This is a genomic window from Streptomyces sp. NPDC003042 (assembly GCF_053591315.1).
In genome coordinates, this window is sequence record NZ_JBSFTP010000001.1 from 108,608 (window position 1) to 134,791 (window position 26,184).

Genomic DNA, 26,184 nt, shown 5'->3' on the forward strand with positions numbered 1-26,184 from the left:
ATATCCAGGGAGGGGCTCAAAGTGGCTCACACGGGCATCCAGCGCTTCGGGCTGTCAACCCGTCACTACCGTGAGGGACACCACCCGCCGCCGACCGCCGCGTCGGCCTGCGAGCCGCGCGTCCGGGACGGCGGGCTCACCCGTAGGTGTCGCCCGGACCCTTACTGCCCGGCGCCCGCCACGGCCCGTACCCCTTCGGCCTCCCGGCGGGCCCCTGCACCTTGATCAGCCGTACCGTGCCCTGCCCGAGGTCCGCGTTCAGCCGCGCCACCAGCTGCGGGGCCAGCAGCTTCAGCTGCGCGGCCCAGGCCGAGGAATCGCACCGTACGAGGAGTTCACGGTCCTCGTACCGCTCCGGTTCACAGTGCGCCGCGATGTCCGGGCCGACGATCTCCGCCCAGCGCTCCATCACACCGGCCACCGCGATCGGCATCTCCCACCCGTGCTCCGTGCGCAGCCGGGCCAGCGCGGCCATCAGCGGCATCGGATCCCTGCCGTCCGCACGCGCGCCGGAGCGCAGCCCGGGATGCTGCTGCCGCTTCTTGCCGCCCGCCGCGTTGCCCCGGGCGCGCGCCTGCTCCCGCGCGGCGGCCAGCGCCTGCCGGGCCAGATCCACCCCGGACAGCTGCGGGGGCTTGCGCTTCTCCTGCTCGCCGTCGCTCACAGCCGGGTCACCTCGCCGCCGGACACCCCGAACCGCGTCCCCTTCAGCACGCCGGGAACGTCATCGTCCACCGCCGCCGTCACCAGGACCTGCTCGCCCGGCGCCACCAGCTCCGCAAGCCGCTCGCGGCGGCGGGTGTCGAGCTCGGCGAAGACGTCGTCCAGGATCAGCACCGGCTCGGCGCCCTCCGAGCGCAGCAGCTCGTAGGAGGCCAGGCGCAGCGCCAGCGCGAACGACCAGGACTCGCCATGGCTCGCGTACCCCTTCGCCGGGAGTTCGCCCAGCCGCAGCAGCACGTCGTCACGGTGCGGGCCGACCAGGGTCACGCCGCGCTCGATCTCCTGCTTGCGCACCTCCGAGAGGGCGGCCAGGAGCACCTCGTGGAGCGCCTCCCGGGTACGCGCCTCGGCACGGTCGGCCGCCTGGCCGGTCTCGGCCGCCGACGACTTGTACGTGAGCCCCAGCGGGCCGCCGCCGGGCGCCAGCTGCTCGTAGGCCTTGTCCGCCAGCGGCAGCAGCGTCGCGATCAGGTCCAGCCGCTGCGCGAGCAGCTCGGCGCCCACCTGCGCCAGGTGCTGGTCCCACACGTCGAGCGTGGAGAGGTCCATGGAACGGCCGCCGTGCCGGCGCGCCATCGCGGCCGACTTCAGCAGGGTGTTGCGCTGCTTGAGCACCCGTTCGTAGTCGGAGCGGACGGCCGCCATCCGCGGCGAGCGCGCCGTGACCAGTTCGTCGAGGAACCGGCGCCGCTCGCCCGGGTCGCCCTTCACCAGGGCCAGGTCCTCCGGCGCGAACAGCACCGTACGGACGATCCCCAGCACATCCCGCGGCCTGACCTGCGAGGACCGGTTGATCCGGGCCCGGTTCGCCCGCCCCGGGTTCAGCTCCAGCTCCACCAGCTGCCGGCGTTCGCCCTGGGTCACGGCGGCGCGGATGATCGCCCGGTCCGCGCCCATCCGTACGAGGGGGGCGTCCGAGGAGACCCGGTGGCTGCCGAGCGTCGCCAGGTAGCCGATGGCCTCGACGAGGTTGGTCTTGCCCTGGCCGTTCGGGCCCACGAAAGCCGTGACGCCCGGACCGAGGGGAACCTCGGCCCGGGCGTACGAGCGGAAGTCGGCCAATGAGAGATGCGAAACGTGCATACGGCGCCGACCTCCCCCGGCTTCCTGCTGCTCTGCTCTGTACTGCTCTGTACTGCTGCTGCTTCTTCTCGACTACTTCTTCTCGACGGCGTGGCCACCGAACTGGTTGCGCAGCGCGGCGATCATCTTCATCTGCGGGGAGTCGTCCTGGCGGGACGCGAAGCGGGCGAACAGCGAGGCGGTGATCGCGGGCAGCGGCACCGCGTTGTCGATCGCGGCCTCGACCGTCCAGCGGCCCTCGCCCGAGTCCTGCGCGTAGCCGCGCAGCTGCTGCAGGTGCTCGTCCTCGTCCAGCGCGTTCACCGCGAGGTCCAGCAGCCAGGAGCGGATGACCGTGCCCTCCTGCCAGGACCGGAACACCTCGCGGACGTCGGTGACCGAGTCCACCTTCTCCAGGAGCTCCCAGCCCTCGGCGTAGGCCTGCATCATGGCGTACTCGATGCCGTTGTGGACCATCTTCGCGAAGTGGCCCGCGCCGACCTTGCCGGCGTGGACGGCGCCGAAGTCACCCTCGGGCTTGAGGGCGTCGAAGACCGGCTGGACGGCGGCGACGTGCTTCTCCTCACCGCCGTACATCAGCGCGTAGCCGTTCTCCAGGCCCCAGACGCCGCCCGAGACGCCGCAGTCGACGAAGCCGATGCCCTTGGCCTTCAGCTCCTCGGCGTGCTTCTCGTCGTCGGTCCAGCGGGAGTTCCCGCCGTCGACGACGATGTCGCCGGGCGAGAGCAGGTCCGCCAGCTCGTCGACGGTGGACTGCGTCGCCGCGCCCGCCGGGACCATCACCCACACCACGCGGGGAGCCTGGAGGCTGTCCACAAGTTCCCGCAGGCTGTGGACATCGGCCAGGTCCGGGTTGCGGTCGTATCCGATGACGGTGTGGCCTGCGCGGCGGATGCGCTCGCGCATGTTGCCGCCCATCTTGCCGAGACCGACGAGACCAAGCTCCATCAAGAGGTTCCTTAAACGTTGTGGCCGTCTGTGCCGGGGCTGCCCTGACCGTGTCGTGCGACGCGCCGGGATCGCCCACCGGATCCGAGCCTACGCCGGGCCGTGGGCCGGGGCCCCACGGCCCGTTGCGTCGTCCAGGACTCACCAGGCGGGCCGGAGCACGGGCCGCGAGCCGCCTGACGGCGTCGGGCCCGCCCTCGCAGACTGCGAGACCGGGCCCGACGGGGAAGAACGTCAGCCGGAGAGACGCACCGGCATGATCAGGTACTTGTAGGCCTCGTCCGCCTCCGCGTCGACCGCCGGGCGGCCGCTGAGCAGGGCCGGCTTGGTGGAGGTGGTGAAGCTCAGCTGCGCGGCCGGCGCGTCGATCGCGCTCAGGCCGTCCAGCAGGAAGGTCGGGTTGAAGGCGATCGAGATGTCGTCGCCCTCCAGCTTCGCGTCGACGCGTTCCACAGCCTGTGCGTCGTCGCTGGACCCGGCTTCCAGGATGAGCACGCCCTGCTCGAAGCTGAGGCGGACCGGGGTGTTGCGCTCGGCGACGAGAGCCACGCGCTTGACCGCCTCGACGAACGGGGCGGTCTCGATCACCGCGATGGAGTTGAACTCCGTCGGGAAGAGCGTGCGGTACTTCGGCAGGTCGCCCTCGAGCAGCCGGGTCGTCGTACGGCGGCCCGCGCCCTCGAAGCCGATGAGGCCCTCGCCCTGGCCGGAGCTCGACAGCGCGATGGTGACGGTGTCACCGCTGGTCAGGGACTTGGCGGTGTCCAGGAGCGTCTTGGCGGGCACCAGGGCCACGGCCGAGACGTCCGGGTTCTCCGGCTTCCACAGGAACTCGCGGACCGCGAAGCGGTAGCGGTCGGTGGAGGCCAGGGTGACGCGGTCGCCCTCGATCTCGATGCGGACACCGGTCAGCACGGGCAGCGTGTCGTCGCGGCCGGCGGCGATGGCGACCTGGGCGGCGGCGGAGGCGAAGACCTCGCCGGGCACGGTGCCGGTCGCGGTCGGCATCTGCGGCAGCGCCGGGTATTCCTCCACAGGCAGGGTGTGGAGTGTGAATCGCGAGGAGCCGCAGACCACGGTCGCCCGTACACCCTCTGTGGAAATCTCCACCGGGCGGTTGGGCAGGGCGCGGCAGATGTCGGCGAGGAGCCGGCCGGAGACCAGGACGGTGCCGTCCTCCTCCACGTCGGCCTCGACGGAGACGCGGGCCGAGACCTCGTAGTCGAAGCCGGAGAGGCTCAGCAGGCCGTCCTCGGCCTTGAGCAGCAGGCCTGCGAGGACGGGTACCGGCGGCCGGGCCGGGAGGCTGCGGGCAGCCCAGGCCACCGCCTCCGCCAGTACGTCGCGCTCCACCCGGATCTTCACCGGAACCGCCTCCTGCTGTTGCTCGCTCGTCTGCCGGCCTTCGTCGTCGGCTCGTCGATGCCTCGACCGATGCCGGGGACCAGTCTGACGTACGGCGCCGACAGTCGTCGCGGCTGGCGGTCAAGTCGGGAGCGGGGCGTCGGGACGGCGATCCGCCGAGTTGTGCACAGGACCTGCTTGAAAACCGAATCCGGCCTATCTATCCATGGGAGTAGTAGTAGGGCCTGTGGATACGGTGGATAACCCTGTTTTTGCAGGTCAGCCCCGGTTTTTTATCCCCACACCCTGTGGGTGGCGCCGGTGGACAACCTGGCATCTCTGTGGAGAACAAAAAGTTCTGCACAGGCCGTCCCCAGGTGACCCCGATTACTCCACAGGTGCGTCCCCAGGTTTTCCCCAGTGGTCCACAGACCAAACGTCGACATCCGTGTGACGGCTTTCACTCGGGGCGGTGACAGGAGGTGCCTGGTTGCCGAACAGTGGACAACGGTGTGGAGAACCGCTCGGATCCTGTGCACAGCATCGGGGATCCTGTGGGTCAGCGGTGGACAGAGGCGTGGACGGCCCTGTGGACGGTTTTTCTGTCCACAGGCTGTGGACAACGCTTGCGCACAATTCCACAGGGGAGTGACCTGCCCTGATGGGCCCTCAAGGCCGGGCCCTGTGGACAACTTTGTGGGTGACGGGGCCTGTCCCCAGTCTGTGGACGGAAGAAAGTCGGCCAATCTGTGGATGACTTGCCCTTCAGGGGGCGTATTCGAACAGACCGCAGGCGCACGGACGAAGAAGGGCGCCCCCGGTTCGCTCCGGAAGCGCCCTGTCTTGGGGTGTGAGGAGGCCCCGACGCGGCCACCGGGAGTCCGCCTCAGGCGTTCTTGATGCGGTTCGTGAGCTCCGTTACCTGGTTGTAGATGGACCGGCGTTCCGCCATGAGGGCGCGGATCTTGCGGTCCGCGTGCATGACGGTGGTGTGGTCGCGGCCTCCGAACTGGGCCCCGATCTTGGGCAGTGACAGGTCCGTGAGCTCCCTGCACAGGTACATGGCGATCTGCCGGGCGGTGACCAGGACCCGGCTGCGCGAGGAGCCGCACAGGTCGTCCACGGTGAGCCCGAAGTAGTCGGCGGTGGCCGCCATGATGTCGGAGGCGGTGATCTCGGGCGCGCTGTCCTCGCCGCCCGGGATCAGGTTCTTGAGGACGTCCTCGGTCAGACCCAGGTCGACCGGCTGCCGGTTGAGGCTCGCGAAGGCCGTGACCCGGATCAGCGCCCCCTCCAGCTCGCGGATGTTGCGCGAGATGCGGGAGGCGATGAACTCCAGCACCTCCGGCGGGGCGTTGAGCTGCTCCTGGACGGCCTTCTTGCGCAGGATCGCGATCCGGGTCTCCAGCTCGGGCGGCTGGACGTCGGTGATCAGGCCCCACTCGAAGCGGTTCCGCAGCCGGTCCTCCAGGGTGACGAGCTGCTTGGGCGGCCGGTCCGAGGACAGCACGATCTGCTTGTTCGCGTTGTGGAGCGTATTGAAGGTGTGGAAGAACTCCTCCTGCGTCGACTCCTTGCTCGCGAGGAACTGGATGTCGTCGACGAGCAGGATGTCCATCTCGCGGTAGCGCTTGCGGAAGGCGTCGCCCTTGCCGTCGCGGATCGAGTTGATGAACTCGTTGGTGAACTCCTCCGAGCTCACGTACCGCACGCGGGTGCCCGGGTAGAGGCTGCGCGCGTAGTGCCCGATGGCGTGCAGCAGGTGCGTCTTGCCGAGGCCCGACTCCCCGTAGATGAAGAGGGGGTTGTACGCCTTCGCCGGCGCCTCGGCGACGGCCACCGCGGCGGCGTGCGCGAAGCGGTTGGAAGCGCCGATGACGAAGGTGTCGAAGAGGTACTTGGGGTTCAGCCGGGCGGTCGGTTCCAGCGGGCCGGAGGAGGAGCCGCCGCCGGGCGGGGCCTGGGGCGGCGAGGGCCGGCCGGGCGCCGGGCGCGGAGCGGGCTGCTCGTACTGCTGCTGCTCGTAGCGCTGGGGCTCGTACTTCTGCTGCTCGTAGCCGCCCTGGTCGTAGCCGCCGGGCTCCGGCTGCTGGAGGTAGCCGGGCTGCGGGGAGGCGTACGGGTCGCGCTCCGGGAATCCACCGAGGCGCTGTTGCTGCCAGCCGTACTCGTCCTGCTGGCCGCCGCGGGGCCAGGCGCCGGGCTCCGGGCGCTGCTGCTGGTAGTCCGGGTAGGCGGGGCGGGCGGAGGGGAGCTGGTCGTCCCCCGGGCCGCCCGGTCCGCCCGGTCCGGTGTGGCCGCCGGGGCGCTGGCCGCCGTACGGCTCGTAGCCCTCGTGCTGGGGGGCGGACGGCGAGGGCTCGCCGGCGGAGTCGTCCACGGTGATGGCGATCCGGATGGGCCGGCCGCACTCCCGGCTGAGCGCGTCGCTGATGAGCGGAGCGAGACGGCCCTCCAGGACGCGCTTGCCCCATTCATTGGGGACGGCGAGCAGGGCGGTGTCGGCGACGAGGGCGAGCGGCTGGCAGCGTTCGACCCACTGCTTGTCCTTCGGCTCGATGCCTTGCTGACCCTCCCCGAGAAGCTTCTCGAGCACGCGTGGCCACACTGCGGCAAGATCGGCAGGTACGTCAGCCACAGGGCACGCTCTCTCACAGGTCCCGTCCCACGAATGTGTGGTTCTTTGGGACGGTCGGGACAAAAAAACAGGGATCAGGCAACGGTAGTCAGGCCGGTGGTCAGGGTTCAAGTCGTTGTCCACAGCCTGTGCACAGTGTGCGGCAGGCCGGGCTCGGTTTGACCGGATGGCGTAGCCGCGCGTACCGTAACGAGGTCGAGTTGTCGATGGCTGCTGCCGCCTGCCTACCGATGGGCGTAGGTCACTCCTAGTGATCATTAGCGGTGTCCACTCGGGCGAACACGCGAGTTCCTCGTGGGCGCACGGTGACAGCCAGGCGATGTTCCGCCTCAACGATTCATTCTCTGGAGCCCCCGAGTGAGCAAGCGCACCTTCCAGCCGAACAACCGTCGTCGTGCCAAGACCCACGGCTTCCGCCTGCGGATGCGTACCCGTGCCGGTCGCGCGATCCTTGCGAACCGTCGTGGCAAGGGCCGCGCCGCCCTTTCCGCGTAACAACGCGCAGGTCGTGACGTCGTGCTGTCTCCCGAAAATCGGCTGAGGCGGCGTGAAGACTTCGCGAGCGCGGTACGCCGAGGCCGGCGGGCTGGACGCCCGCTCCTTGTCGTCCACCTACGTACAAGCGGTGCAACGGACCCGCACGCGCCGGGGGAGATCCATCCCTCGCCGCGTGCGGGTTTCGTCGTCAGCAAGGCTGTTGGCGTCGCGGTCGTCCGTAATCGGGTGAAGCGCCGTTTGCGCCATCTTGTCCGCGACCGGCTGGCTCAGCTGCCCGCCGGTAGCCTGGTGGTGGTGCGGGCTTTGCCCGGAGCGGGCGATGCCGGCCTCGACGAGCTGGCCCGTGACCTGGACGCCGCCCTGGCGCGGCTGCTGGGAGGCGTGGCTCGATGAAGTACCCGCTGCTCGCTTTGATCAAGCTGTACCAGTGGACGATCAGTCCGCTGCTCGGACCGGTGTGCCGCTACTACCCGTCGTGTTCGCACTACGGGTACACGGCCATCGACCGGCATGGTGCGGTGAAGGGGACGGTTCTGACCGCCTGGCGGATCCTGCGGTGCAATCCGTGGTCCCCGGGTGGTGTGGATCATGTCCCACCCCGGAAACGCCCGCGTTGGCACGAGCAGCTGCGCAGTGCGTTGCGTAGATCTCGCAATGCTCAAGGAGCCTGATTAGTGGACACGATTGCCAGCCTGTTCAGCTTTATCACCACACCTGTCTCGTGGATCATCGTCCAGTTCCACACGCTGTACGGAGCGGTCTTCGGTGAGAACAGTGGGTGGGCCTGGGGCCTGTCCATCGTGTCTCTGGTGATTTTGATCCGTATCTGTCTGATCCCGCTCTTCGTGAAGCAGATCAAGGCGACGCGGGGCATGCAGGCGCTCCAGCCGAAGATGAAGGTGATCCAGGAGCGCTACAAGAACGACAAGCAGCGTCAGTCCGAAGAGATGATGAAGCTGTACAAGGAGACGGGTACCAACCCGCTCTCCTCGTGCCTTCCCATCCTGGCGCAGTCCCCGTTCTTCTTCGCGCTGTACCACGTGCTTTCGAGCATCGCCAGCGGCAAGGAGATCGGCGAGATCGACGGGCCGCTCCTGGCGAGCGCGCGTGAGGCACACATCTTCGGGGCGCCGCTCGCGGCGACGTTCACCGACAGTGCCGCGAAGGTCGCGGAACTGAACGCCTCGATCGTCGATGTGCGTGTCGTCACCGCCATCATGATCATCCTGATGTCGCTGTCGCAGTTCTACACCCAGCGTCAGCTGATGCAGAAGAACGTCGACCTGTCGGTCAAGACGCCGTTCATGCAGCAGCAGAAGATGCTGATGTACATCTTCCCCGTGATCTTCGCGGTCATGGGCATCAACTTCCCCGTCGGTGTTCTCGTCTACTGGCTGACCACGAACGTGTGGACCATGGGTCAGCAGATGTACGTGATCAACCAGAACCCGACGCCGGGCAGCATGGCGCAGGACCAGTACCTGACCCGTCTGCTGAAGCAGGTCAGCGCGCACGGCAACGTCAAGGGCCGGAGCAAGAGGAAGATCGTCGCGGCGATCGTGGCCAAGGGCCCGGACCGCAACGACAACGAGCGCAAGTTCATCACCGCGCTGACGAAGCAGGGCATGGCCGCTCAGGCGGACGGCTCCGTGATCAAGAGTTCTGAAGCCACCGCGGACGCGGACGCCGCGAGCGGCGGTGTCGCCACGAAGCGGCAGCAGCCGAAGCGGCAGACGAAGTCGAAGCGTCAGACGCCCCCCAGCAAGCCCTCCAAGAAGTAAGAAGGAGTCCCTCCCGTGACGGAAGGCACCACCACCGCCGCCGCTGAGAGTGGCGACACCCTGACCCGCCTCGAGCAGGAGGGTGAGATCGCGGCCGACTACCTTGAGGGTCTGCTGGACATCGCCGACCTGGACGGTGACATCGACATGGACGTCGAGGCCGACCGGGCCGCGGTGTCGATCGTCAGTGACTCCCCCAGCCGCGATCTGCAGAAGCTCGTGGGCCGCGACGGTGAGGTTCTGGAGGCTCTGCAGGAGCTGACGCGCCTCGCCGTGCACCGGGAGACCGGTGACCGCAGCCGGCTGATGCTGGACATCGACGGCTTCCGGGCGAAGAAGCGCGAGGAGCTGACGGCCCTGGGCGCCCAGGCAGCGGCGGACGTGAAGGCCTCGGGTGAGCCGCTGAAGCTGGCTCCGATGACGCCGTTCGAGCGGAAGGTCGTCCACGACGCCGTGGCGGCCGCCGGTCTCAAGAGCGAGTCCGAGGGCGAGGAGCCGCAGCGCTTCGTCGTTGTGCTCCCGGCCTGACCGGAGCATTGAATGGTCGGCCCCGTCTGTGTCGCAGGCGGGGCCGATGTTTGTAAGCCTGACAGTTGAACCACACGGTTTGAGCGGTAGCGGTTCTGTACGGAAGGACGGTCCCCGTGACGGAGGCAGCAGAGCTTCCCCCGGCGCCTGAAGAGGCGCGCGCGGTGTTCGGTGAGTTTTTCCCGGAAGCTGTGCGGTATGCGGAGCTGCTCGCGGATGCGGGGGTCAAGCGCGGTCTGATCGGCCCGCGTGAGGTGCCCCGGCTGTGGGAGCGGCACCTGCTGAACTGCGCGGTGCTGTCCGAGGTGGTGCCCGAGGGCGTCACCGTGTGCGATGTGGGCTCGGGTGCGGGTCTGCCCGGTATCCCGCTGGCTCTCGTCCGGCGGGATCTGAAGATCACGCTGCTGGAGCCGCTGCTGCGCCGTACGAACTTCCTCCAGGAAGCTGTGGAGCTGCTGGGGCTGGACCACGTGACGGTGGTGCGCGGGCGGGCCGAGGAGGTTCTCGGCAAGGTCCAGCCGGTGCACGTGGTGACGGCTCGGGCGGTGGCCCCCCTGGACCGGCTGGCGGGCTGGGGCGTGCCGCTGCTGCGTCCGTACGGGGAGATGCTGGCGCTGAAGGGTGACACTGCGGAGGAGGAGCTGGTGGCGGCTAAGGCCGCGCTGGCGAAGCTCGGTGTGGTGAAGACCTCGGTGCTTCATGTGGGCGCCGGTGTCGTGGATCCCCTGTCCACGGTGATCCGGGTCGAGGTCGGAGAAAGCCCCGGTGGGGTGAGGTTCGCGGCCAAGCGGGCTAAGGCCGCGCGAGTAGGACGGACGACGCGCAGGCGTCGTTGACCGTGCCAGGCACGCGGTTCCGGCGGAGATTTCGGGCGTGTGGGCCCTATAGGTATGCATTTCGGAGTGTCGTAGCGGCCTGAAGTCCCCGTCCGGGCATCTTGTTTCACGTGAAACGTCGCTCTCTGCTGCACGGAATCATCAGCCGCGGCCGTGCGGCTGCGGCCCCCCGTCACCGCAAGGCCGCGGGGGTTACAGAGTTGTCCACAACGGTGGATTCCTCCACAGAAGTACGGGCCCCGCTGGTTCGCGACCCTGGTGACATGGCAGGCTCTCTCCATCGCGAGCCCGCTGCCGAGGAGAGTGACACCGTGCGGTCCGACGCCAACCTCGCGGGGCCGATGGCCGATCCGGTCCCCGGTCCCCGCTCTGAATCGCCGGGCGAGGATGTTTCACGTGAAACATTGCCTCCGCCCCTCGTAGACAACGACGACAACGACGACGACACCCCCATCGGCCGGGCCGCCCAGCTGGCGGTCGAGGCGCTGGGGCGTGCCGGCGCTCGTCTGCCGCGGCCTCCGCGGACCCGGGTCATGGTGGTGGCCAACCAGAAGGGCGGCGTCGGAAAGACCACGACGACCGTGAACCTGGCGGCCTCGCTCGCTCTGCACGGTGCGCGGGTCCTCGTCATCGACCTCGACCCGCAGGGCAATGCCTCCACGGCGCTGGGTATCGACCATCACGCGGACGTGCCGTCCATCTACGACGTACTCGTGGACAGCCGGCCGCTGCTGGAGGTCGTCCAGCCGGTGGTCGATGTGGAGGGGCTCTTCTGTGCTCCGGCTACGATCGACCTGGCGGGTGCCGAGATCGAGCTGGTGTCGCTGGTGGCCCGTGAGAGTCGGCTCCAGCGGGCGATCCAGGCGTACGAGCAGCCGCTCGACTACATCCTGATCGACTGCCCGCCCTCCCTGGGCCTGCTGACCGTCAACGCCATGGTGGCCGGCGCGGAGGTGCTGATCCCGATCCAATGCGAGTACTACGCGCTGGAGGGACTGGGTCAGCTGCTGCGCAATGTGGACCTCGTGCGGGCGCACCTGAACCCGACGCTGCACGTCTCGACGATCCTGCTGACGATGTACGACGGCAGGACGCGGCTGGCCTCTCAGGTGGCGGAGGAGGTGCGCACCCACTTCGGCAAGGAAGTGCTGCGCACGAGCATTCCCAGGTCGGTGCGTATCTCGGAGGCCCCGAGCTACGGGCAGACGGTACTCACGTACGACCCGGGTTCCAGCGGTTCCCTCTCCTACCTGGAGGCGGCGCGGGAGATCGCGCTGCGGGGGGCCGGAATCCAGTACGACGCCCAGCACGCCCATGTGGGCACGGGCATGAACAGCACGCAGAGTGTGGCGGAGGGGATCCAGTGAGCGAGCGACGTAGAGGTCTGGGGCGGGGGCTCGGCGCGTTGATTCCGGCGGCTCCGCAGGAAAGGACGCCGGGGGTGGGTGAGGGGTCCACGTCTCCTTCGGCCCTGCCGGTGCTGACATCGGAGCGAGGCATCGCCGCGGCGAAGCTCGCTTCGCTGGCGCAGGCCGATGTTTCACGTGAAACATCGAGGGAGGCATCGGCGGGCGTCGCTTTGCCGGCCGAGCCGGAGACCAACGAGGTGGCGGGGGCGACGTTCGCGGAACTCCCGATGGACTCGATCAAGCCGAACCCGCGCCAGCCGCGTGAGGTGTTCGACGAGGACGCGCTGTCGGAGCTGGTGACCTCCATCCAGGAGGTCGGTCTGCTCCAGCCGGTGGTCGTACGGCAGTCGGCGCCGGGCCGCTATGAGCTGATCATGGGTGAGCGCCGCTGGCGCGCGTGCCGCGAGGCCGGGCTGGAGCGCATCCCGGCGATCATCCGGGCGACGGACGACGAGAAGCTTCTGCTGGACGCGCTCCTGGAGAACCTGCATCGGGCGAACTTGAACCCCCTGGAGGAGGCGGCCGCGTACGACCAGCTGCTCCAGGACTTCAACTGCACGCACGACCAGCTGGCCGACCGGATCGGCCGTTCCCGTCCCCAGGTCTCGAACACACTGCGGCTGCTGAGGCTCTCCCCCTCGGTGCAGCGCAGGGTGGCAGCAGGTGTGCTGTCGGCGGGTCACGCGCGGGCACTGCTCTCGGTGGAGGACTCCGAGCAACAGGACCGGCTCGCGCACCGCATCGTGGCCGAGGGTCTGTCGGTGCGCGCGGTCGAGGAGATCGTGACGCTGATGGCCTCGGAGCCTTCGAGTGGGGTGAAGTCGAAGGGCCCGCGGGCGGGCGCCCGGGTGGCTCCGGCGCTCAGCGAGCTGGCGACACGGTTGTCGGACCGGTTCGAAACGCGGGTGAAGGTGGATCTGGGCCAGAAGAAGGGCAAGATCACCGTCGAGTTCGCGTCCATGGAGGATCTGGAACGGATTCTGGGGACGCTGGCGCCGGGCGAGGGCCGAGTGCTGGAGCAGGGCCTTTCCGGGGAGTAGTCCGGGCCGACGAGGGGCGGATCGTGCCGGTCGAAGCCGGTGCGGTCCGCCCTTTTGCTTTGCCGTGCCGGGGCTGTCCGCACTCGAAGAAGGGGTGGTCAGTGGATACGATGCCGTCATGGGTCGTCGGCTGGTACCGCTCACGCTGGACAACCTCGGGGACCTGCCCAGGCGTTGCCGGTCCTGTGTGTTCTGGGAACTGGATCCCGTCAGTGGTGAGTCCGCCGTGAAGGCGGGCACTGCGGAGCTGGAGAAGGAAGCCTGGATCTCCGCCGTCCTGCTGGACTGGGGTTCCTGTGGCCGGGTGGTCTACGTGGACGAGGTCCCGGTGGGGTTCGTGCTGTACGCACCGCCTGCCTACGTGCCGCGCGCTGCCTCGTTTCCGACCAGTCCGGTCTCCCCTGACGCGGTGCAGCTGATCACGGCGTGGATCATGCCGGGGTATCAAGGCCAGGGGCTGGGGCGGGTGATGGTCCAGACGGTCGCCAAGGATCTGCTGCGGCGGGGATTCAAAGCGATCGAGGCGTTCGGCGACGCCCGGTGGGAGCGGCCTGCCTGCCTGCTGCCGGCCGACCACCTGCTGGCCGTGGGCTTCAAGACGGTCCGCCCGCATCCGGCGCACCCGCGCCTGCGGCTGGACCTGCGCACGACGCTGTCGTGGAAGGAAGACGTGGAGCTCGCGCTGGACCGGCTGCTCGGCGGGGCGCGCAAGGAGCCGGTGCTGCGTCCGCTGTGAGCGGTGAGTCCGGATGCGCGAACGGGGCCGCCCCTGGAGGGGCGGCCCCGTTTCACGTGCGGTGTGTCCGTCAGACGGCCTTGACCTCGACGAAGTCCGAGAGGTCACGCAGGATGGCAGCCTTCGGCTTGGCGCCGACGATGGTCTTGGCGACCTCACCGCCCTTGTAGACGTTCAGGGTCGGGATGGACATGACGCCGTACTTGGCGGCCGTCGCCGGGTTCTCGTCGATGTTCAGCTTGACGATCTCGATCTGATCGCCGTACTCGGCGGCGATGGCCTCGAGGGACGGCGCGATCTGGCGGCACGGGCCGCACCAGGCTGCCCAGAAGTCCACCAGCACGGGCTTGTCGCTGGCGAGGACCTCGGTGTCGAAGTCGGCGTCGGTCACGTTCTTGAGGGTGCCGGCCACAGCGGCCTCCTTATTCCTGCGGGGTGTGGGGTGAGGGGTGGAGCGGGGGGATCAGACGGTCGCGTGCGCGTGCTCGGCATCCGCGAGGGCGGCGAGGAAACGCTCGGCGTCGAGAGCGGCGGCGCAGCCGGTGCCCGCCGCCGTGATCGCCTGGCGGTAGGTGTGGTCCACGACGTCGCCGGCGCCGAAGACACCGGTGATGTTCGTGCGCGTGGACGGCGCGTCGACCTTGAGGTAGCCCTCGTCGTCGAGGTCCAGCTGCCCGGTGAAGAGCTCGGTGCGCGGGTCGTGTCCGACGGCGATGAAGAGGCCGGTCACGGGCAGCTCGGAGGTCTCACCGGTCTTGGTGTTGCGCAGGGTCAGACCGGAGAGCTTCTGCTCGCCGTGGATCGCGGCGACCTCGCTGTCCCAGGCGAAGGAGATCTTCGGGTCGGCGAAGGCGCGGTCCTGCATGGCCTTGGAGGCACGCAGGCTGTCACGGCGGTGGATGATGGTGACCGACTTGGCGAAGCGGGAGAGGAAGGTCGCCTCCTCCATCGCGGTGTCACCGCCACCGACCACGGCGATGTCCTGCTCCTTGAAGAAGAACCCGTCGCAGGTGGCGCACCAGGAGACACCGCGGCCGGAGAGGGTGTCCTCGTTCGGCAGGCCGAGCTTGCGGTGCTGGGAGCCGGTCGTGACGATGACGGCCTTGGCACGATGCACGGTGCCGGCGGTGTCGGTCACGGTCTTGATCTCACCGGTGAGGTCCACGGCCACGATGTCGTCCGGGACGAGTTCGGCGCCGAAACGCTCCGCCTGGGCGCGCATGTTGTCCATGAGGTCCGGCCCCATGATGCCGTCCTGGAAACCAGGGAAGTTCTCGACCTCGGTGGTGTTCATCAGCGCGCCACCGGCGGTGACGGCCCCTTCGAAGACCAGGGGGTTGAGCGAAGCGCGTGCGGTGTACAGGGCGGCCGTGTAACCGGCCGGCCCGGAGCCGATGATGATCACGTTTCGAACGTCGCTCACGGGTGCTTTCCTCGTCTCTGCGGACTGCGTGCTGCCTACCGGGGGCCGGTTCGGACTCTCACCCCACCCAACGGATCCTACGGCGCGTGCATTCCCAGCTTGTCCAGGACAGGACCCGCACGTGTCAGGGCCGTGGGTACGTGCTGGTCAGAAGAGGCTTTTCCGGTGTCCGTGAGGGGGCGTCCGCGCAACTGGCGGACACCAAGTAGGCGTCCACCCGGGCGGAGTCGCCGGCATGTGGCAGTACGACGAGGTAGGCGGCCGTGCCCTGGTAGGTCCCGAGTTCGGCGGCGAGCGGGATGTCGGCCCGGCCGATGGACTGCCGGACGCAGGGCGGGACCGGGGAGGACTCCGGCGGAGCCTGCCGGTCGGAGGGAGCCAGACCGGGGGAGGCGTTCTCCAGCCCCATGGTCTTGTCGGTCTCCGCCGGCGCGCTCCGCATGTCCGTCCCGGCGGTCCCGACGGCGAGGAGCTGCCGGACCTTGTCCTGGAGGCCCTGAGCGGTGTACTCGCCTTCCACCGAGCGGCTGGAAGCGCTCGCGGCGTCGCCGTGCGTGGCGGTGTCATGGGAGGCCGTGCCGGTGAGTCCGCTGACCAGGAAGACACCGAGGGCGCAGGCGGCGGCCCCGGCGAGGCCGGCGAGGAGCGCGATCCGGCGGCGGGCGCGACGCCGGCCGGGGCCGGTCGAGCCGGAGGGGTGACCGGTGGGACGGCGGTCCTCGCGCCGGCCGACGGCGGCGGGCGATGTTTCACGTGAAACATCGCGGTCGGTGCCGTCGGTGCTGTCGGTGCGGGCGGGTGCGGGGGTGGACCGGGAGCTCGTCGCGTCGAGGAGCGCCTCGGCGGCGAGGGCGGCATCGATCCGACCGGCGATGGCGGAGGGCATCCGCGGCGGCCCCGGAAGGGTGCCGAGGAGGGACCGGATCTCCTGGAGGGAGGTGCGTACGTCGGCGCACAGGGCACAGTCCCCGAGATGGCGGCGCACTTCGGCGGTGCGGGACGGGGAGAGCAGTCCTTCGGTCAGGTCGGAGATCTCCGAGACCTCCGGGTGCCGGGTCGTGCCGGTCGTGGGGCTCACGGTCGTCCACCTCCGCCCTTCACAGCGTCTGGGTCTGGATCCCTCGTGCCGGAATCCTTGGAGTCTGCCGCTGGTGGGACGGATGTCCCCGGCGTCCGGTTCCTTCCCCGTTCCGCGGCGGTGTTATCCCCGGCGTTCGTGCGCAGATGAGTGAGCAGCGGGACGAGTTTCGCCCGGCCCCGCGCGCACCGGCTCTTCACGGTGCCTGTGGGGACACCGAGGATGAGGGCGGCTTCGGCGACGGGGTACCCCTGCATGTCCACGAGGACGAGCGCGGCCCGCTGATCGGGCGGGAGGGTACTGAGGGCGGCCAGGAGCTGGCGGTGGAGGTCCTGACGCTCCGCGGGGGCCTCGGCGGACTCGTGGGGCTCCAGAAGGCGCTCCAGGCGGTCCATGTCGTCGAGGGGCGAGGTCCGGCGGGAGGCGGCCTTGCGAGCGCGGTCGAGGCATGCGTTGACCGTGATGCGGTGCAGCCAGGTGGTGACGGCCGACTCGCCGCGGAAGGTATGGGCGGCCCGGTAGGCGGAGACCAGGGCGTCCTGCACGGCGTCGGCGGCCTCTTCCCGGTCACCGAGGGTCCGCAGCGCGACGGCCCACAGCCGGTCGCGGTGGCGGCGTACGAGCTCACCGAAGGCGTCGGGGTCTCCACCGGCGTGCAGGGCCAGGAGTTCCTGGTCGCTGCGGCCGCCGGTTGTCACGTCGTCCAACGGTGGGCCTCCCCTGCCGTGCGTCAGCCGGTGAACTTCACATCGGTGATGGCCTGCTTGTAGCCGGCACCGCTGTATTCGTAGGGGCCGGACTTCGGCATGGCGGTGAGCCACAGCACCACGTAGCGCGTCTTGACCGGGGTGTCCGTGGCAAGGCTGAGCTGCTTGCCGGAGGTGGTGCCGGTGGCGATCTTCTGCATGGCGCTGATCGGCGTCGACGACGACATGTTGGTGCTCGCGTAGATCGTGGCGGTGGTGTGGTCGCCGCCGAATTTGAACGCTATCGAGGCGGCCTTGACCTCCCGCTCCGAGCCGAGGTCATAGACGAGGCCGAGGCCCCGCTTGTAGGAGCCCATGTCCGGCCCGTCCTCGTACGACCTGGTCCGCCAGTACGAGGAGGGGTCGTCGTCGTGGCTGTTCGAGGCGCCTTCGGCATTCTGCGCGCTGCTGTCCGGGTAGTACTCCTCGGCGTGCTTGATGGCCAGCTGGACGGGCTCGGTCTTCTTCGGGGTGTCGTCGGTCTTGGGCTGCGCGGGGCTGGTGTCGGTGTCGGTGTTGCTGCTCTGGTTGCCACGCAGGAGGGTGTCGGCGAGCTGCCAGCTGCCCAGGCCGAGCGCGGCGATCAGCAGGGCGGCGACGCCCCACTTGAGGGCCCGGCCGGTCGGGCTCTGCAGCGGAGGCGGCGGCGGTACGGGCGTAACGATCTGGGCGGTGGGCCCGCCAGGGGCCATGGACCGCCCGTAACTGCCCTGCTGGTAGGTGGTGTGCTGGTACTCCGGGGGTGCGGTGAAGGCAGGCTCCGGCGGCCGGATGCGGGGCATCGCGGCGACGGCCTTGGCCAGCTCCTCCGGGGTGGTGCAGGCGGGTTCCTGACGGGACGCGGTGGCCCCGTCGTTGGCCAGGGCGCGCATGGCGAGTTCCCCGAGGCCCCGGTGGACGCCGGCGCGGACCTGGTCCGGGGCGATCAGGCCGACGCCCTTGGGCAGGCCGGTGAGGCCGTAGGCGTCGTTCTCGTAGGGCCAGCGCTGCGTGAGGGCGGCGTACAGCAGTGCGCCGATGGCCTCGGTGTCGGCCTGATGCGGCGTCTCGCTGGTGATGCCGCGCAGGGCGGCGTTCACCGCGAGGCCGCGGATGCGGTACTGGCCCGAGGACGTGCGCAGTATCGCGCTGGGCGTCAGGCGCAGGTGGGCCAGCCCCTCGCGGTGCGCGGCGGCCATGGCCTGGGAGACCTGGCTCACCAACTGGTAGGCGTCGTGGGCTTCCAGAGGACCGGCGGCGAGGAGGGAAGTCAGTTCGGTCGCGTCGGGCAGCCACTCGTGGACGACGTAGACGAGGTCGTTCTCCTCCACCGCGTCGAGGACCTGGACGAACCGGGGGTCGCCGAGCAGAGCGGAGGAGCGGGCGGCGGCCAGGACGGAGCGGGCCCTCGGGTGGTCGGCCGGCAGGAGATGGACGCCCACGGCGCGGCGCAGCTTCTCGTCCATGGCGCGCCAGCTGCTGAATCCGTCCAGACGGGTGACGCACTCTTCGAGGCGGTAGCGCCTCGCGAGCTTGTGGCCGCTGTGGAGTTCCGGTGCGGCCGTGGGGGCCGTGCTGTTGCGTTCGCCGTCCTTGTCGGGCATGGATCCGTCCGCGGCTCGTCCGTTCTGGGTGTCCACCCCGTCGGCCGTGGCCTTGGCCGCATCTGCGGCCAGCGGCTGGTCGCCGCTGTTGTCGGCCACGTCGACGGCAGCCGTGCTACGTTCCGCCACCGTCGTCCCCGCCTCCCCATCCGTTGCGCGCTGTCGGCCAGTCTGCGAAGCCATGCCAATTGTGCCCACAGTCCGCCGCTATGCACGACACGCGAGGGGGGCTGACGGTTGTGCGCATCAGCGCCCCAGGCGTCCGCGGACCATGCCGACCATGGCGTTGAGCTCTTCGATCCGCATCCGCTTGGCGGCGACGAGGAACACCGCGGCCAGGGCGATGACACCCGCGACGAGGGAGGCGAGAGAGCCGGTGACTCCGCTGCCCAGCCACTGGGTGACCCCGTACGCGGCGGCCCCCGCCACGGCGGCGGCCGGGATGCAGGCGCCGATCAGACGCGTGTAGGTGCGCATCACGTGGGCGCCGTCGAGGTCACCGCCGAGGCGGTTCTTCAGCCGCCGCCAGGCGACGCCGACGCCGACGGCGTAGCCGAGTCCGTAGGCGGCGCCCATGCCGACGACGGCCCAGCGCGCGGGGAGGACGAAGAACGCGGCGGCGGAGACACCGGCGTTGACGGCGGCGACGATGACGGTGTTGTAGAACGGCGTCCGGGTGTCCTCGTAGGCGTAGAAGCCGCGCAGGACGACGTACTGGACGGAGTACGGGATCAGTCCGAGGCCGAAGGCCATCAGGATGAAGCCGATGTTCCGTGCGTCCGCGGCGCCCGACCCGGCGTAGAGCAGGGTGGACATCGGGACGCCCAGGGCGAGGAACGCGAAGGCGCAGGGCACGATCGCGACGGCCGAGGTGCGCAGCCCGTAGGAGATGTCGTCGCGTACGGCCGCGGCGTCCCCGTCGTGCGCCGAGCGGGAAATGCGGGGCAGGACCGCGGTCATGACGGAGACGGTGATGATGGCCTGCGGCATCTGCCACAGCAGCAGCGCGTAGTTGTAACCGGTGATACCGGTGCCGCCATGGCCCTGCTTGTCGGCGACGTCGCCGGCCCAGGTGGCGAGCTGGGTGACGACGACGAGGCCGATCTGGTTGGCGAGGACGAAGAAGAACGTCCACTTGGCCAGTCCGGCGGCCTTGCCGAGGCCCTGGCCCTTCCAGTCGAAGCGCAGGCGCGGCTTGAAGCCGGCTTCGCGCAGGTAGGGCAGCATCGCGAGGGACTGGACGACGAGGCCGAGCAGGGTGCCGAGGCCCAGCAGGCGGACGCCCTCGGGGGTGATGCTCGCCTCGTCCATGCCGGAGGCGGTGAAGCCGCCGAAGGCCCAGATGAAGGCGCTGAAGGTGGCGATGACGACGATGTTGTTGAGGACCGGGGTCCACATCATCGCGCCGAACCTGCCGCGTGCGTTGAGGATCTGACCGAGGACCACATGGACGCCCATGAAGAACATCGTGGGCAGGCAGTACTGGGCGAAGGCGACGGCGACCTCGAGCCGCTGCGGATCGTCGGCGATCTTCTGCGACATCATGCCGATGAACAGCGGGGCCGCGAGGACGCAGATGGTGGTGACCGCGCCCAGCAGGACCACGACGAGGGTCAGCAGCCGGTTGGCGTACGCCTCTCCGCCGTCCTCGTCGTTCTTCATCGCGCGGACCAGCTGCGGGATGAAGACCGCGTTGAGGGCGCCGCCGCCCACCAGCACGTAGATCATCGTGGGCAGGGTGTTGGCGACCTGGTAGGTGTCGTTGAGGGTGGTGACACCGATGGCGCCGGCGACCACCAGGGTGCGACCGAAACCGGTGAGGCGCGAGACGATCGTGCCGGCCGCCATCAGGGCGCTCGACTTGAGCAGGCTGGAGGCCCGCCCGGCGGGCTTGGCCGGTGCGGGTGCGGCGACGGGAGCGTCCTCGGCCGGGGTGCGGGGGGCCGCCTGCTGGTCCCTGTAGAGGTGCGCGAAGGCGTCGGGCTCCGGCTCCTCGTCCGCGGCTTTGGTGACGAGCGCGTCCACGCCGACGAACTGCGTGGTGGTGGCGTGGTCGCCGTAGGGCAGGTGGCGCGAGGGCCCGTCAGGCTCGGGCGGCGGGGTTTGCGCCCAGACGTGCGGGTCGGGGCCGTGCGAGGGCGCTTGCGGGGCGGCGTAGAGCGGGCCCGGCTCCTGGAAGGTGCCCGGCGGCGGCGGAGGGTGGGACGCCCGGTCGTAGAGGACTTCGGCGACGGGATCCTGAGCCGACAGATCCTGGGAGCGGTACGGGTCGTAGTCGTACGCTTCCTGGACATACGGGTCGTGATCGGGTGCGGGCGTCGGCGCCGGACCCTGCCCGGGCACCGGAGCGCCCGTGGCAGTGCCCTGGGAGGGCGCCGGCCCACCAGTGCCCTGCGCGCGGTCACCGTCGTACGGCGCGTTCATCGCAACCCCACCTCATCGTCCCCAGGCCGACCGGCCACGGCATCGCTCAACGGTCCACTGTCTCACCCGTTCCGGACCCCTCGGTGCTTTGCGGTCCGGTGTCCGGGGACTCGTCACTCTGCTGCGTGCTCTCCTCGGAGGCAGCGCGCGCCGCGACGCGCTTGCGGCTCGCGTACATCTTGATGCCAGCCAGGACGAGGAGAAGTACACCACCAGCGATCACGAGCATGACGGTGGGGGTGATCTCGGTGGCCTCCACGGTGAAGGTGCGTTCCTTGCCGTAGGGCACTCCGTCCTTCGTGAAGAGCCGCACGGTGACCTCGACCGGTCCGCTCGCGGTGGCGTTGGCGGTGAATTTCACCGTCTGGCTGTGCCCGCCCCGAACGGTGACTTCCTGTTCCGCCTCACCGAACATCAGGCGGGTGGGGTTGGCCGACTTCACCCGCAGCACGAGGTGGTGGACGTCCTGGACGAGGCTGTTCTGGACGCTGACCGGGATGGTCGCGCTGTGCCCGGACAAGGTGGCGTCGGACTTGGGGATGACCTTGACCTTCTCGGTGAGGCCGATCAGGTACTCCTGGACCTGGTCCCGGTAGCGGCGGGCCTCATCGGGGCGGCCGCGCCACGACGTGGACATCTCCCGGTTGGTGGTGTTGCCGAAGGGGATCTCGACGCGGTCCGGCGCCGTGAGGATCACCTTGAAGTGGTCGAGGGTGTTCTGCGTGGTGCGGATCTTCTCGAACGCCGACACCGGCAGTTCCTGCTTGCCCAGGTCTTCGGGGTACTGGCCCGCGCCCGGTACCTGGGTGGCGGCGCCGGGGTCGGGCTTGGCGGCAGCGGCCACCTCGAGGTCGGCGGGCTGGGTCCAGCGGGAGGCCTGGAGCCCGCGCAGGGCGCGCGCCATCGTGTCCACCTGGCTGGTGGTGGGCATCCGCTGCGGCGCGACCACGTAGCTGCGCTGGTCGTCGGTGTGGTGCAGGTTGAGCGCGAGGCTGTGGGCGAGGAACTGCTGGACGGCGAGCGTGGAATTCCCGGCGCCGACCATGTCGCCCTCGAAGGCCGTGGAGAGCTCGGCGTCGGCGACCACCGCGGTGGTGCCCGCACCGATGGGCCGGGCCGCCGACGGGGTGTAGCCCAGCGTGCCGGTCTCCTGGAGGCTGTCGCTGCGCGTCAGGACGTTGTGCGCGCCGGCCGAGGTGGCGACGTTGACGATCGAAGGGTCGATGGCGCCGTCCACCGGCCACGAGAAGTCGGTGCTCGCGTTCACGTGCAGGACCGTCTCGACGGCCTTCTTCGCCTTGTCGGTGGCGGGCCGCAGCTGGCCCAGGGTGCCCGAGACGTCCTTGCCGCGATGGGCGAGGGAGGCGATGTCGGGGTCGGCGAAGGGCAGCGCGACGACCTTCTTGCCCTGGACGGCCTTCTCCAGGTCGCTCAGCCACTGCTCGGCGACGGCCTTGTTCCTGCCCTGGACCGGCTTGCCGCCGGGATCGGGGCTGCGGACGCGGTAGCCCTTGGTCATGGAGTCGACGGTGGCCAGCAGGTCCGGGTCGATGACCCAGGTGATGGGCAGGTCCTTGCCGAGCGCGACCATCCGTTCCAGGCGGCCGCCCGGCGCCAGCTCGTCGGCGAGGGAGTCGTCGAGGAAGACCGGGGTCTGCAACTCGTCCGAGCCGGTCTCCGCCGTGACACGGGTGGTCGAGATCAGCGGCCACACGTACGTGAGCGAGGACCGCTTGGCGGCTGCCTCCGGCTGCCAGGGCAGGAAGGTGCGCTCGATGCCGAGGACCTGCTCGTTCGGGCGGCTGTCAGTCACCCCGGAAAGCGAGACCCCGAGCTGGTAGACCCCGTCCGCGCCCAGGTCGAGCTTGTTGACGGGGACCTTGATCGTGAAGTCCTGGCCGCCCTTGGAGGGGAGCGAGTCGATCTTCACCGCGTAAGAGGCGTCGATCTCCCCCGGGTCCGCACCCGGCCGGAAGCCCTTGCGGTTCGCGACCTCGTCGATGGCCGACCGGTCCCCCGCCATGGGCCCGACGCGCAGTCCGACGTGGGCGCCCTTGATCGTCTCTTTGCCGTTGTTGACCACGGTCCCCGAGATGGTGAGCGTGTCGCTCTTGACCGGAGCGCTGGGGACCACATCGTTCAGCTGTACATCGACGGCGGCCTCGGAGACTTCGGCCGCCTGGGCCGGCGGGGCGGGGGCGTAGACCAGGGCGGCCAGCACCGGCGTCCCGGCAAGGACGATCACTGCCCGCCGCAGCCGGCGGCGCCGGGCAGGGGCGGGAGCTGCCCCCTGGATGTCTGGAGCCTCGGCCACGCGCTCGCCCGTCCCTCGAAGTGTCATGGTCGTCGGTTGTGCGTCCACGCATGGTAACGAGGCGCGCTGTGCGCGAGTGCCGCGCCTTGCTCCACATGATCGGGGCGGCTCCGCGGGAACCGTGTGCCGGGGTCGGCGCAAAACGAGGAAGCCCATGCCGGGCGGGGCACGTACCCTTTTCTGTTGTGCCGAACGCCAATGAAGACAACCCCAGTGCCCTGAGTCAGGTGCAGCGCCGCGCGGTCAGTGAACTGCTGCGGGTCGCCCCTGTCGCCGACGAGCTCGGCCGCCGATTCCAGGAGGCCGGCTTCCGCCTCGCTCTGGTCGGCGGGTCGGTCCGCGACGCGCTGCTCGGGCGTCTCGGCAACGACCTCGACTTCACCACGGACGCCCGTCCCGAGGAGGTTCTGAAGATCATCCGGCCGTGGGCAGATTCGGTATGGGACGTCGGAATCGCCTTCGGCACCGTCGGGGCCCAGAAGGGCGCCCGCGTCGAAGGTGCCGAACGGAGCTTCCAGATCGAGGTGACGACGTACCGCTCGGAGGCGTACGACCGCACCTCTCGCAAGCCCGAGGTCTCCTACGGCGACTCCATCGAGGAGGACCTGGTCCGGCGTGACTTCACGGTCAACGCCATGGCCCTGGCCCTTCCCGAGCAGGAGTTCATCGATCCGCACGGTGGTCTGGAGGATCTGGCCGCCGGTGTGCTGAGGACCCCCGGCACCCCCGAGGAGTCCTTCTCCGACGACCCGCTGCGCATGCTGCGGGCTGCCCGGTTCGCCGCGCAGCTGGACTTCGAGGTCGCCCCGGAGGTCGTTTCGGCCATGAAGGCGATGTCCGACCGGATCGAGATCGTCTCGGCGGAGCGGGTGCAGGCGGAGCTGAACAAGCTGATCCTCTCCGCGCACCCCCGCAAGGGCCTGGGCCTGCTCGTGGACACCGGTCTGGCGGACCGGATCCTGCCGGAACTGCCGGCGTTGCGGCTGGAGAGCGACGAGCACCACCGGCACAAGGACGTCTACGACCACTCGCTGATCGTCCTGGAGCAGGCGATCGCGCTGGAGGAGGACGGCCCGGACCTGGTGCTGCGGCTGGCCGCCTTGCTGCACGACATCGGCAAGCCCCGCACCCGCCGCTTCGAGAGCGACGGCCGTGTCTCCTTCCACCACCACGAGGTGGTGGGCGCGAAGATGACCAAGAAGCGCATGACCGCGCTGAAGTACTCCAACGACATGATCAAGGACGTGTCCCGGCTGGTGGAACTCCACCTGCGTTTCCACGGGTACGGGGACGGCGAGTGGACCGACTCCGCGGTGCGGCGCTACGTCCGCGACGCCGGTCCGCTGCTGGACCGGCTGCACAAGCTGACCCGGTCCGACTGCACCACGCGCAACAAGCGCAAGGCCGGCGCACTGTCCCGTACGTACGACGGGCTGGAGGAGCGCATCGCGCAGCTCCAGGAGCAGGAGGAGCTGGACGCGATCCGGCCCGACCTGGACGGCAACGACATCCAGCAGGTCCTGGAGATCGGCCCCGGCCCGATGGTGGGCAAGGCCTATGCCTTCCTGCTGGAGCTTCGGCTGGAGAACGGGCCGATGGGCCACGACGCGGCGGTGGCGGCCCTCAAGGAGTGGTGGGCAGCCCAGGCCACACGGGCCTGACGTCCGCTCCGCTTCGATGTTTCACGTGAAACATCGATGCGCCCGATCGCATCGATCGGCCCGGGGGTGATGTTTCACGTGAAACATCACCCCCGGCGTGCGATGAGCGCTGCGGTGCCGGCGTAGAGCAGGGACACACTCACGATCAGCGTGATCGACCGCCCGTCGGGGGGCAGCATGAGGGACGCCACTGCGGCCGCCCCGACGAACGCGACGTTGAACAGCACGTCGTAGAGGGAGAAGACCCTCCCCCGGAACGCGTCGTCGACCCGGGACTGCACGACCGTGTCGGTGGAAATCTTGGCGCCTTGCGTGGCGAGGCCGAGGACGAACGCGGCGACGAGCATCGGTCCGGGTTCGAAGAACAGACCCAGTGCCGGTACGAGGACCGCGGCGCCGGCCGCACACGAGGCGATCCAGCCGAGAGTCCCCAGACGGCCCACCATCCAGGGTGTGACCACGGCGGCCGCGAAGAATCCGGCGCCGGAGACCCCGATCGCGAGGCCCAGCAGGGCCATACCGTCGGATTCGTTGTCCGACCAGGCGTAGCGGCAGAGCATCAGCAGGGTGACGGTCAGGGCCCCGTAGCAGAACCGCATCAGGGTCATCGCGGTGAGCGCCCGGGCCGCCTCGCGCCGGTCCATCAGGTGTTTGAGACCTTCGGTCATGCCCCGCAGGGTGAGGGCCACGCCTTCGATGACGGACGGATGCGGCCGCCCGGCAGGGTGGTCGGGGCCGAGGAGGCCGATGGCCAGGCTCAGGGAGACGAGGGCCGCGCACAGGTAGAGCCCGGCACCGAGCAGGACGACCAGGGCGTCGGCGTCGTCTGCCAGCAGCCGGACGAGGAAGGCCAGGCCTCCGCCGGCGGTCGCGGCCAGGGTGCCGGCGGTGGGCGAGAGGGCGTTCGCGGTGACCAGCTCGTCGGGGCCGACGACGCGGGGCAGCGAGGCGGCGAGTCCGGCCAGCACGAAGCGGTTGACCGCGGTCACGGACAGGGCCGAGGCGTAGAACAGCCAGTCGGGGACCTGCGTGACGATCAGCATTCCGGTGACACAGGCCAGGAAGGCCCGCAGCAGGTTGCCGTAGAGGAAGACCTGGCGGCGGCGCCACCGGTCCAGCAGCACCCCGGCGAAGGGCCCGATCGCCGAATAGGGCAGCAGCAGTACCGCCATGGCCGAGGCGATGGCCGCGGGCGAGGTCTGTTTCTCCGGGGAGAAGACCACGTAGGTGGCCAGCGCCACCTGGTAGACACCGTCGGCGGCCTGGGAGAGCAGCCGTACGGCGAGCAGTTTGCGGAAATCCCTCAGGCGCAGGAGTACGCGCAGATCACGTACGACAGGCATGAGGGCAAGAGTCACATACGCCGAGGGTCCCCGGACAGATTGCCCGGG

General features: G+C 69.6%; 23 protein-coding genes. 10 read left to right on the forward strand and 13 right to left on the reverse strand.

Features of this window, described 5'->3' with window-relative positions; translation table 11 throughout:
• Window positions 1–136: 136 nt before the first annotated feature.
• The 5 genes from ACWDYJ_RS00465 to dnaA form a co-directional block, all read right to left on the reverse strand.
• Complete coding sequence (locus ACWDYJ_RS00465; protein ID WP_451563204.1) at window positions 137–664, reverse strand: DUF721 domain-containing protein; 528 nt, start codon at window positions 662–664, stop codon at window positions 137–139.
• Window positions 661–1,806 (reverse strand): DNA replication/repair protein RecF, encoded by a 1,146-nt coding sequence (gene recF, locus ACWDYJ_RS00470; RefSeq protein WP_451563205.1) that lies wholly within the window; start codon window positions 1,804–1,806, stop codon window positions 661–663. The genes ACWDYJ_RS00465 and recF overlap by 4 nt, the downstream gene beginning before the upstream one ends.
• 72 nt (window positions 1,807–1,878) lie before the next feature.
• Entirely contained in the window at window positions 1,879–2,826 is a 948-nt protein-coding gene (gene gnd, locus ACWDYJ_RS00475) for a phosphogluconate dehydrogenase (NAD(+)-dependent, decarboxylating) (RefSeq protein ID WP_451563352.1), read from the reverse strand.
• 162 nt (window positions 2,827–2,988) lie between these two features.
• Window positions 2,989–4,119, reverse strand: coding sequence for a DNA polymerase III subunit beta (dnaN, locus tag ACWDYJ_RS00480; protein WP_451563206.1), 1,131 nt, complete (start codon window positions 4,117–4,119; stop codon window positions 2,989–2,991).
• Between the two features lie 865 nt (window positions 4,120–4,984).
• The gene (gene dnaA / locus ACWDYJ_RS00485) at window positions 4,985–6,736 is read right to left on the reverse strand and encodes a chromosomal replication initiator protein DnaA (RefSeq protein WP_451563207.1); all 1,752 of its coding nucleotides are present in this window, start codon (window positions 6,734–6,736) and stop codon (window positions 4,985–4,987) included.
• Window positions 6,737–7,093: 357 nt separating this feature from the next.
• On the opposite strand from dnaA, the gene rpmH reads away from it, so the two are divergent.
• From rpmH to ACWDYJ_RS00530, 9 genes are all read left to right on the forward strand, one after another.
• Window positions 7,094–7,231, forward strand: coding sequence for a 50S ribosomal protein L34 (rpmH, locus tag ACWDYJ_RS00490; RefSeq protein WP_008741645.1), 138 nt, complete (start codon window positions 7,094–7,096; stop codon window positions 7,229–7,231).
• A 21-nt stretch (window positions 7,232–7,252) separates the two neighbouring features.
• A complete protein-coding gene (gene rnpA / locus ACWDYJ_RS00495; protein ID WP_451563208.1) occupies window positions 7,253–7,627 on the forward strand; it encodes a ribonuclease P protein component in 375 nt (124 codons plus the stop codon).
• Window positions 7,624–7,905: a membrane protein insertion efficiency factor YidD gene (gene yidD, locus ACWDYJ_RS00500; RefSeq protein WP_075970728.1), complete on the forward strand. Its 282-nt coding sequence runs from the start codon at window positions 7,624–7,626 to the stop codon at window positions 7,903–7,905. The genes rnpA and yidD overlap by 4 nt, the downstream gene beginning before the upstream one ends.
• A gap of 3 nt (window positions 7,906–7,908) precedes the next feature.
• Window positions 7,909–9,015: a membrane protein insertase YidC gene (gene yidC / locus ACWDYJ_RS00505; protein ID WP_451563209.1), complete on the forward strand. Its 1,107-nt coding sequence runs from the start codon at window positions 7,909–7,911 to the stop codon at window positions 9,013–9,015.
• 15 nt (window positions 9,016–9,030) lie between these two features.
• The gene (locus ACWDYJ_RS00510) at window positions 9,031–9,543 is read left to right on the forward strand and encodes a Jag family protein (RefSeq protein WP_451563210.1); all 513 of its coding nucleotides are present in this window, start codon (window positions 9,031–9,033) and stop codon (window positions 9,541–9,543) included.
• Between the two features lie 116 nt (window positions 9,544–9,659).
• On the forward strand, window positions 9,660–10,379 hold the full coding sequence (rsmG, locus tag ACWDYJ_RS00515; protein ID WP_451563211.1) for a 16S rRNA (guanine(527)-N(7))-methyltransferase RsmG: 720 nt from the start codon (window positions 9,660–9,662) through the stop codon (window positions 10,377–10,379).
• Between the two features lie 263 nt (window positions 10,380–10,642).
• Window positions 10,643–11,746 (forward strand): ParA family protein, encoded by a 1,104-nt coding sequence (locus ACWDYJ_RS00520; protein WP_451563212.1) that lies wholly within the window; start codon window positions 10,643–10,645, stop codon window positions 11,744–11,746.
• Window positions 11,743–12,828, forward strand: coding sequence for a ParB/RepB/Spo0J family partition protein (locus ACWDYJ_RS00525; protein ID WP_451563213.1), 1,086 nt, complete (start codon window positions 11,743–11,745; stop codon window positions 12,826–12,828). The genes ACWDYJ_RS00520 and ACWDYJ_RS00525 overlap by 4 nt, the downstream gene beginning before the upstream one ends.
• 118 nt (window positions 12,829–12,946) lie before the next feature.
• Complete coding sequence (locus ACWDYJ_RS00530; protein WP_451563214.1) at window positions 12,947–13,564, forward strand: GNAT family N-acetyltransferase; 618 nt, start codon at window positions 12,947–12,949, stop codon at window positions 13,562–13,564.
• 70 nt (window positions 13,565–13,634) lie between these two features.
• Here the strand turns inward: ACWDYJ_RS00530 and trxA are convergent, their stop codons facing one another.
• The 7 genes from trxA to ACWDYJ_RS00565 form a co-directional block, all read right to left on the reverse strand.
• Entirely contained in the window at window positions 13,635–13,976 is a 342-nt protein-coding gene (gene trxA / locus ACWDYJ_RS00535) for a thioredoxin (RefSeq protein WP_451563215.1), read from the reverse strand.
• A 51-nt stretch (window positions 13,977–14,027) separates the two neighbouring features.
• Window positions 14,028–14,987, reverse strand: coding sequence for a thioredoxin-disulfide reductase (trxB, locus tag ACWDYJ_RS00540; protein ID WP_451563216.1), 960 nt, complete (start codon window positions 14,985–14,987; stop codon window positions 14,028–14,030).
• 124 nt (window positions 14,988–15,111) lie between these two features.
• Window positions 15,112–16,065 (reverse strand): anti-sigma factor family protein, encoded by a 954-nt coding sequence (locus tag ACWDYJ_RS00545; protein WP_451563217.1) that lies wholly within the window; start codon window positions 16,063–16,065, stop codon window positions 15,112–15,114.
• Window positions 16,062–16,772 carry an RNA polymerase sigma factor SigM gene (gene sigM, locus ACWDYJ_RS00550; RefSeq protein WP_451563218.1) on the reverse strand — a complete coding sequence of 237 codons (711 nt, stop codon included), beginning with the start codon at window positions 16,770–16,772 and terminating at the stop codon, window positions 16,062–16,064. The genes ACWDYJ_RS00545 and sigM overlap by 4 nt, the downstream gene beginning before the upstream one ends.
• Before the next feature lie 23 nt (window positions 16,773–16,795).
• Window positions 16,796–18,523: a protein kinase family protein gene (locus ACWDYJ_RS00555; RefSeq protein WP_451563219.1), complete on the reverse strand. Its 1,728-nt coding sequence runs from the start codon at window positions 18,521–18,523 to the stop codon at window positions 16,796–16,798.
• A gap of 117 nt (window positions 18,524–18,640) precedes the next feature.
• On the reverse strand, window positions 18,641–20,818 hold the full coding sequence (gene murJ, locus ACWDYJ_RS00560) for a murein biosynthesis integral membrane protein MurJ (RefSeq protein WP_451563220.1): 2,178 nt from the start codon (window positions 20,816–20,818) through the stop codon (window positions 18,641–18,643).
• Between the two features lie 46 nt (window positions 20,819–20,864).
• Window positions 20,865–23,132 carry a DUF6049 family protein gene (locus tag ACWDYJ_RS00565; RefSeq protein ID WP_451563221.1) on the reverse strand — a complete coding sequence of 756 codons (2,268 nt, stop codon included), beginning with the start codon at window positions 23,130–23,132 and terminating at the stop codon, window positions 20,865–20,867.
• Between the two features lie 185 nt (window positions 23,133–23,317).
• Between ACWDYJ_RS00565 and ACWDYJ_RS00570 the strand changes: the two genes are divergently transcribed.
• Window positions 23,318–24,793, forward strand: coding sequence for a CCA tRNA nucleotidyltransferase (locus tag ACWDYJ_RS00570; RefSeq protein ID WP_451563222.1), 1,476 nt, complete (start codon window positions 23,318–23,320; stop codon window positions 24,791–24,793).
• A gap of 86 nt (window positions 24,794–24,879) precedes the next feature.
• On the opposite strand, the gene ACWDYJ_RS00575 is transcribed toward ACWDYJ_RS00570, so the two are convergent.
• Window positions 24,880–26,136, reverse strand: a complete 1,257-nt coding sequence (locus ACWDYJ_RS00575) for an MFS transporter (protein ID WP_451563223.1) — start codon at window positions 26,134–26,136, stop codon at window positions 24,880–24,882.
• Window positions 26,137–26,184: the final 48 nt, after the last annotated feature.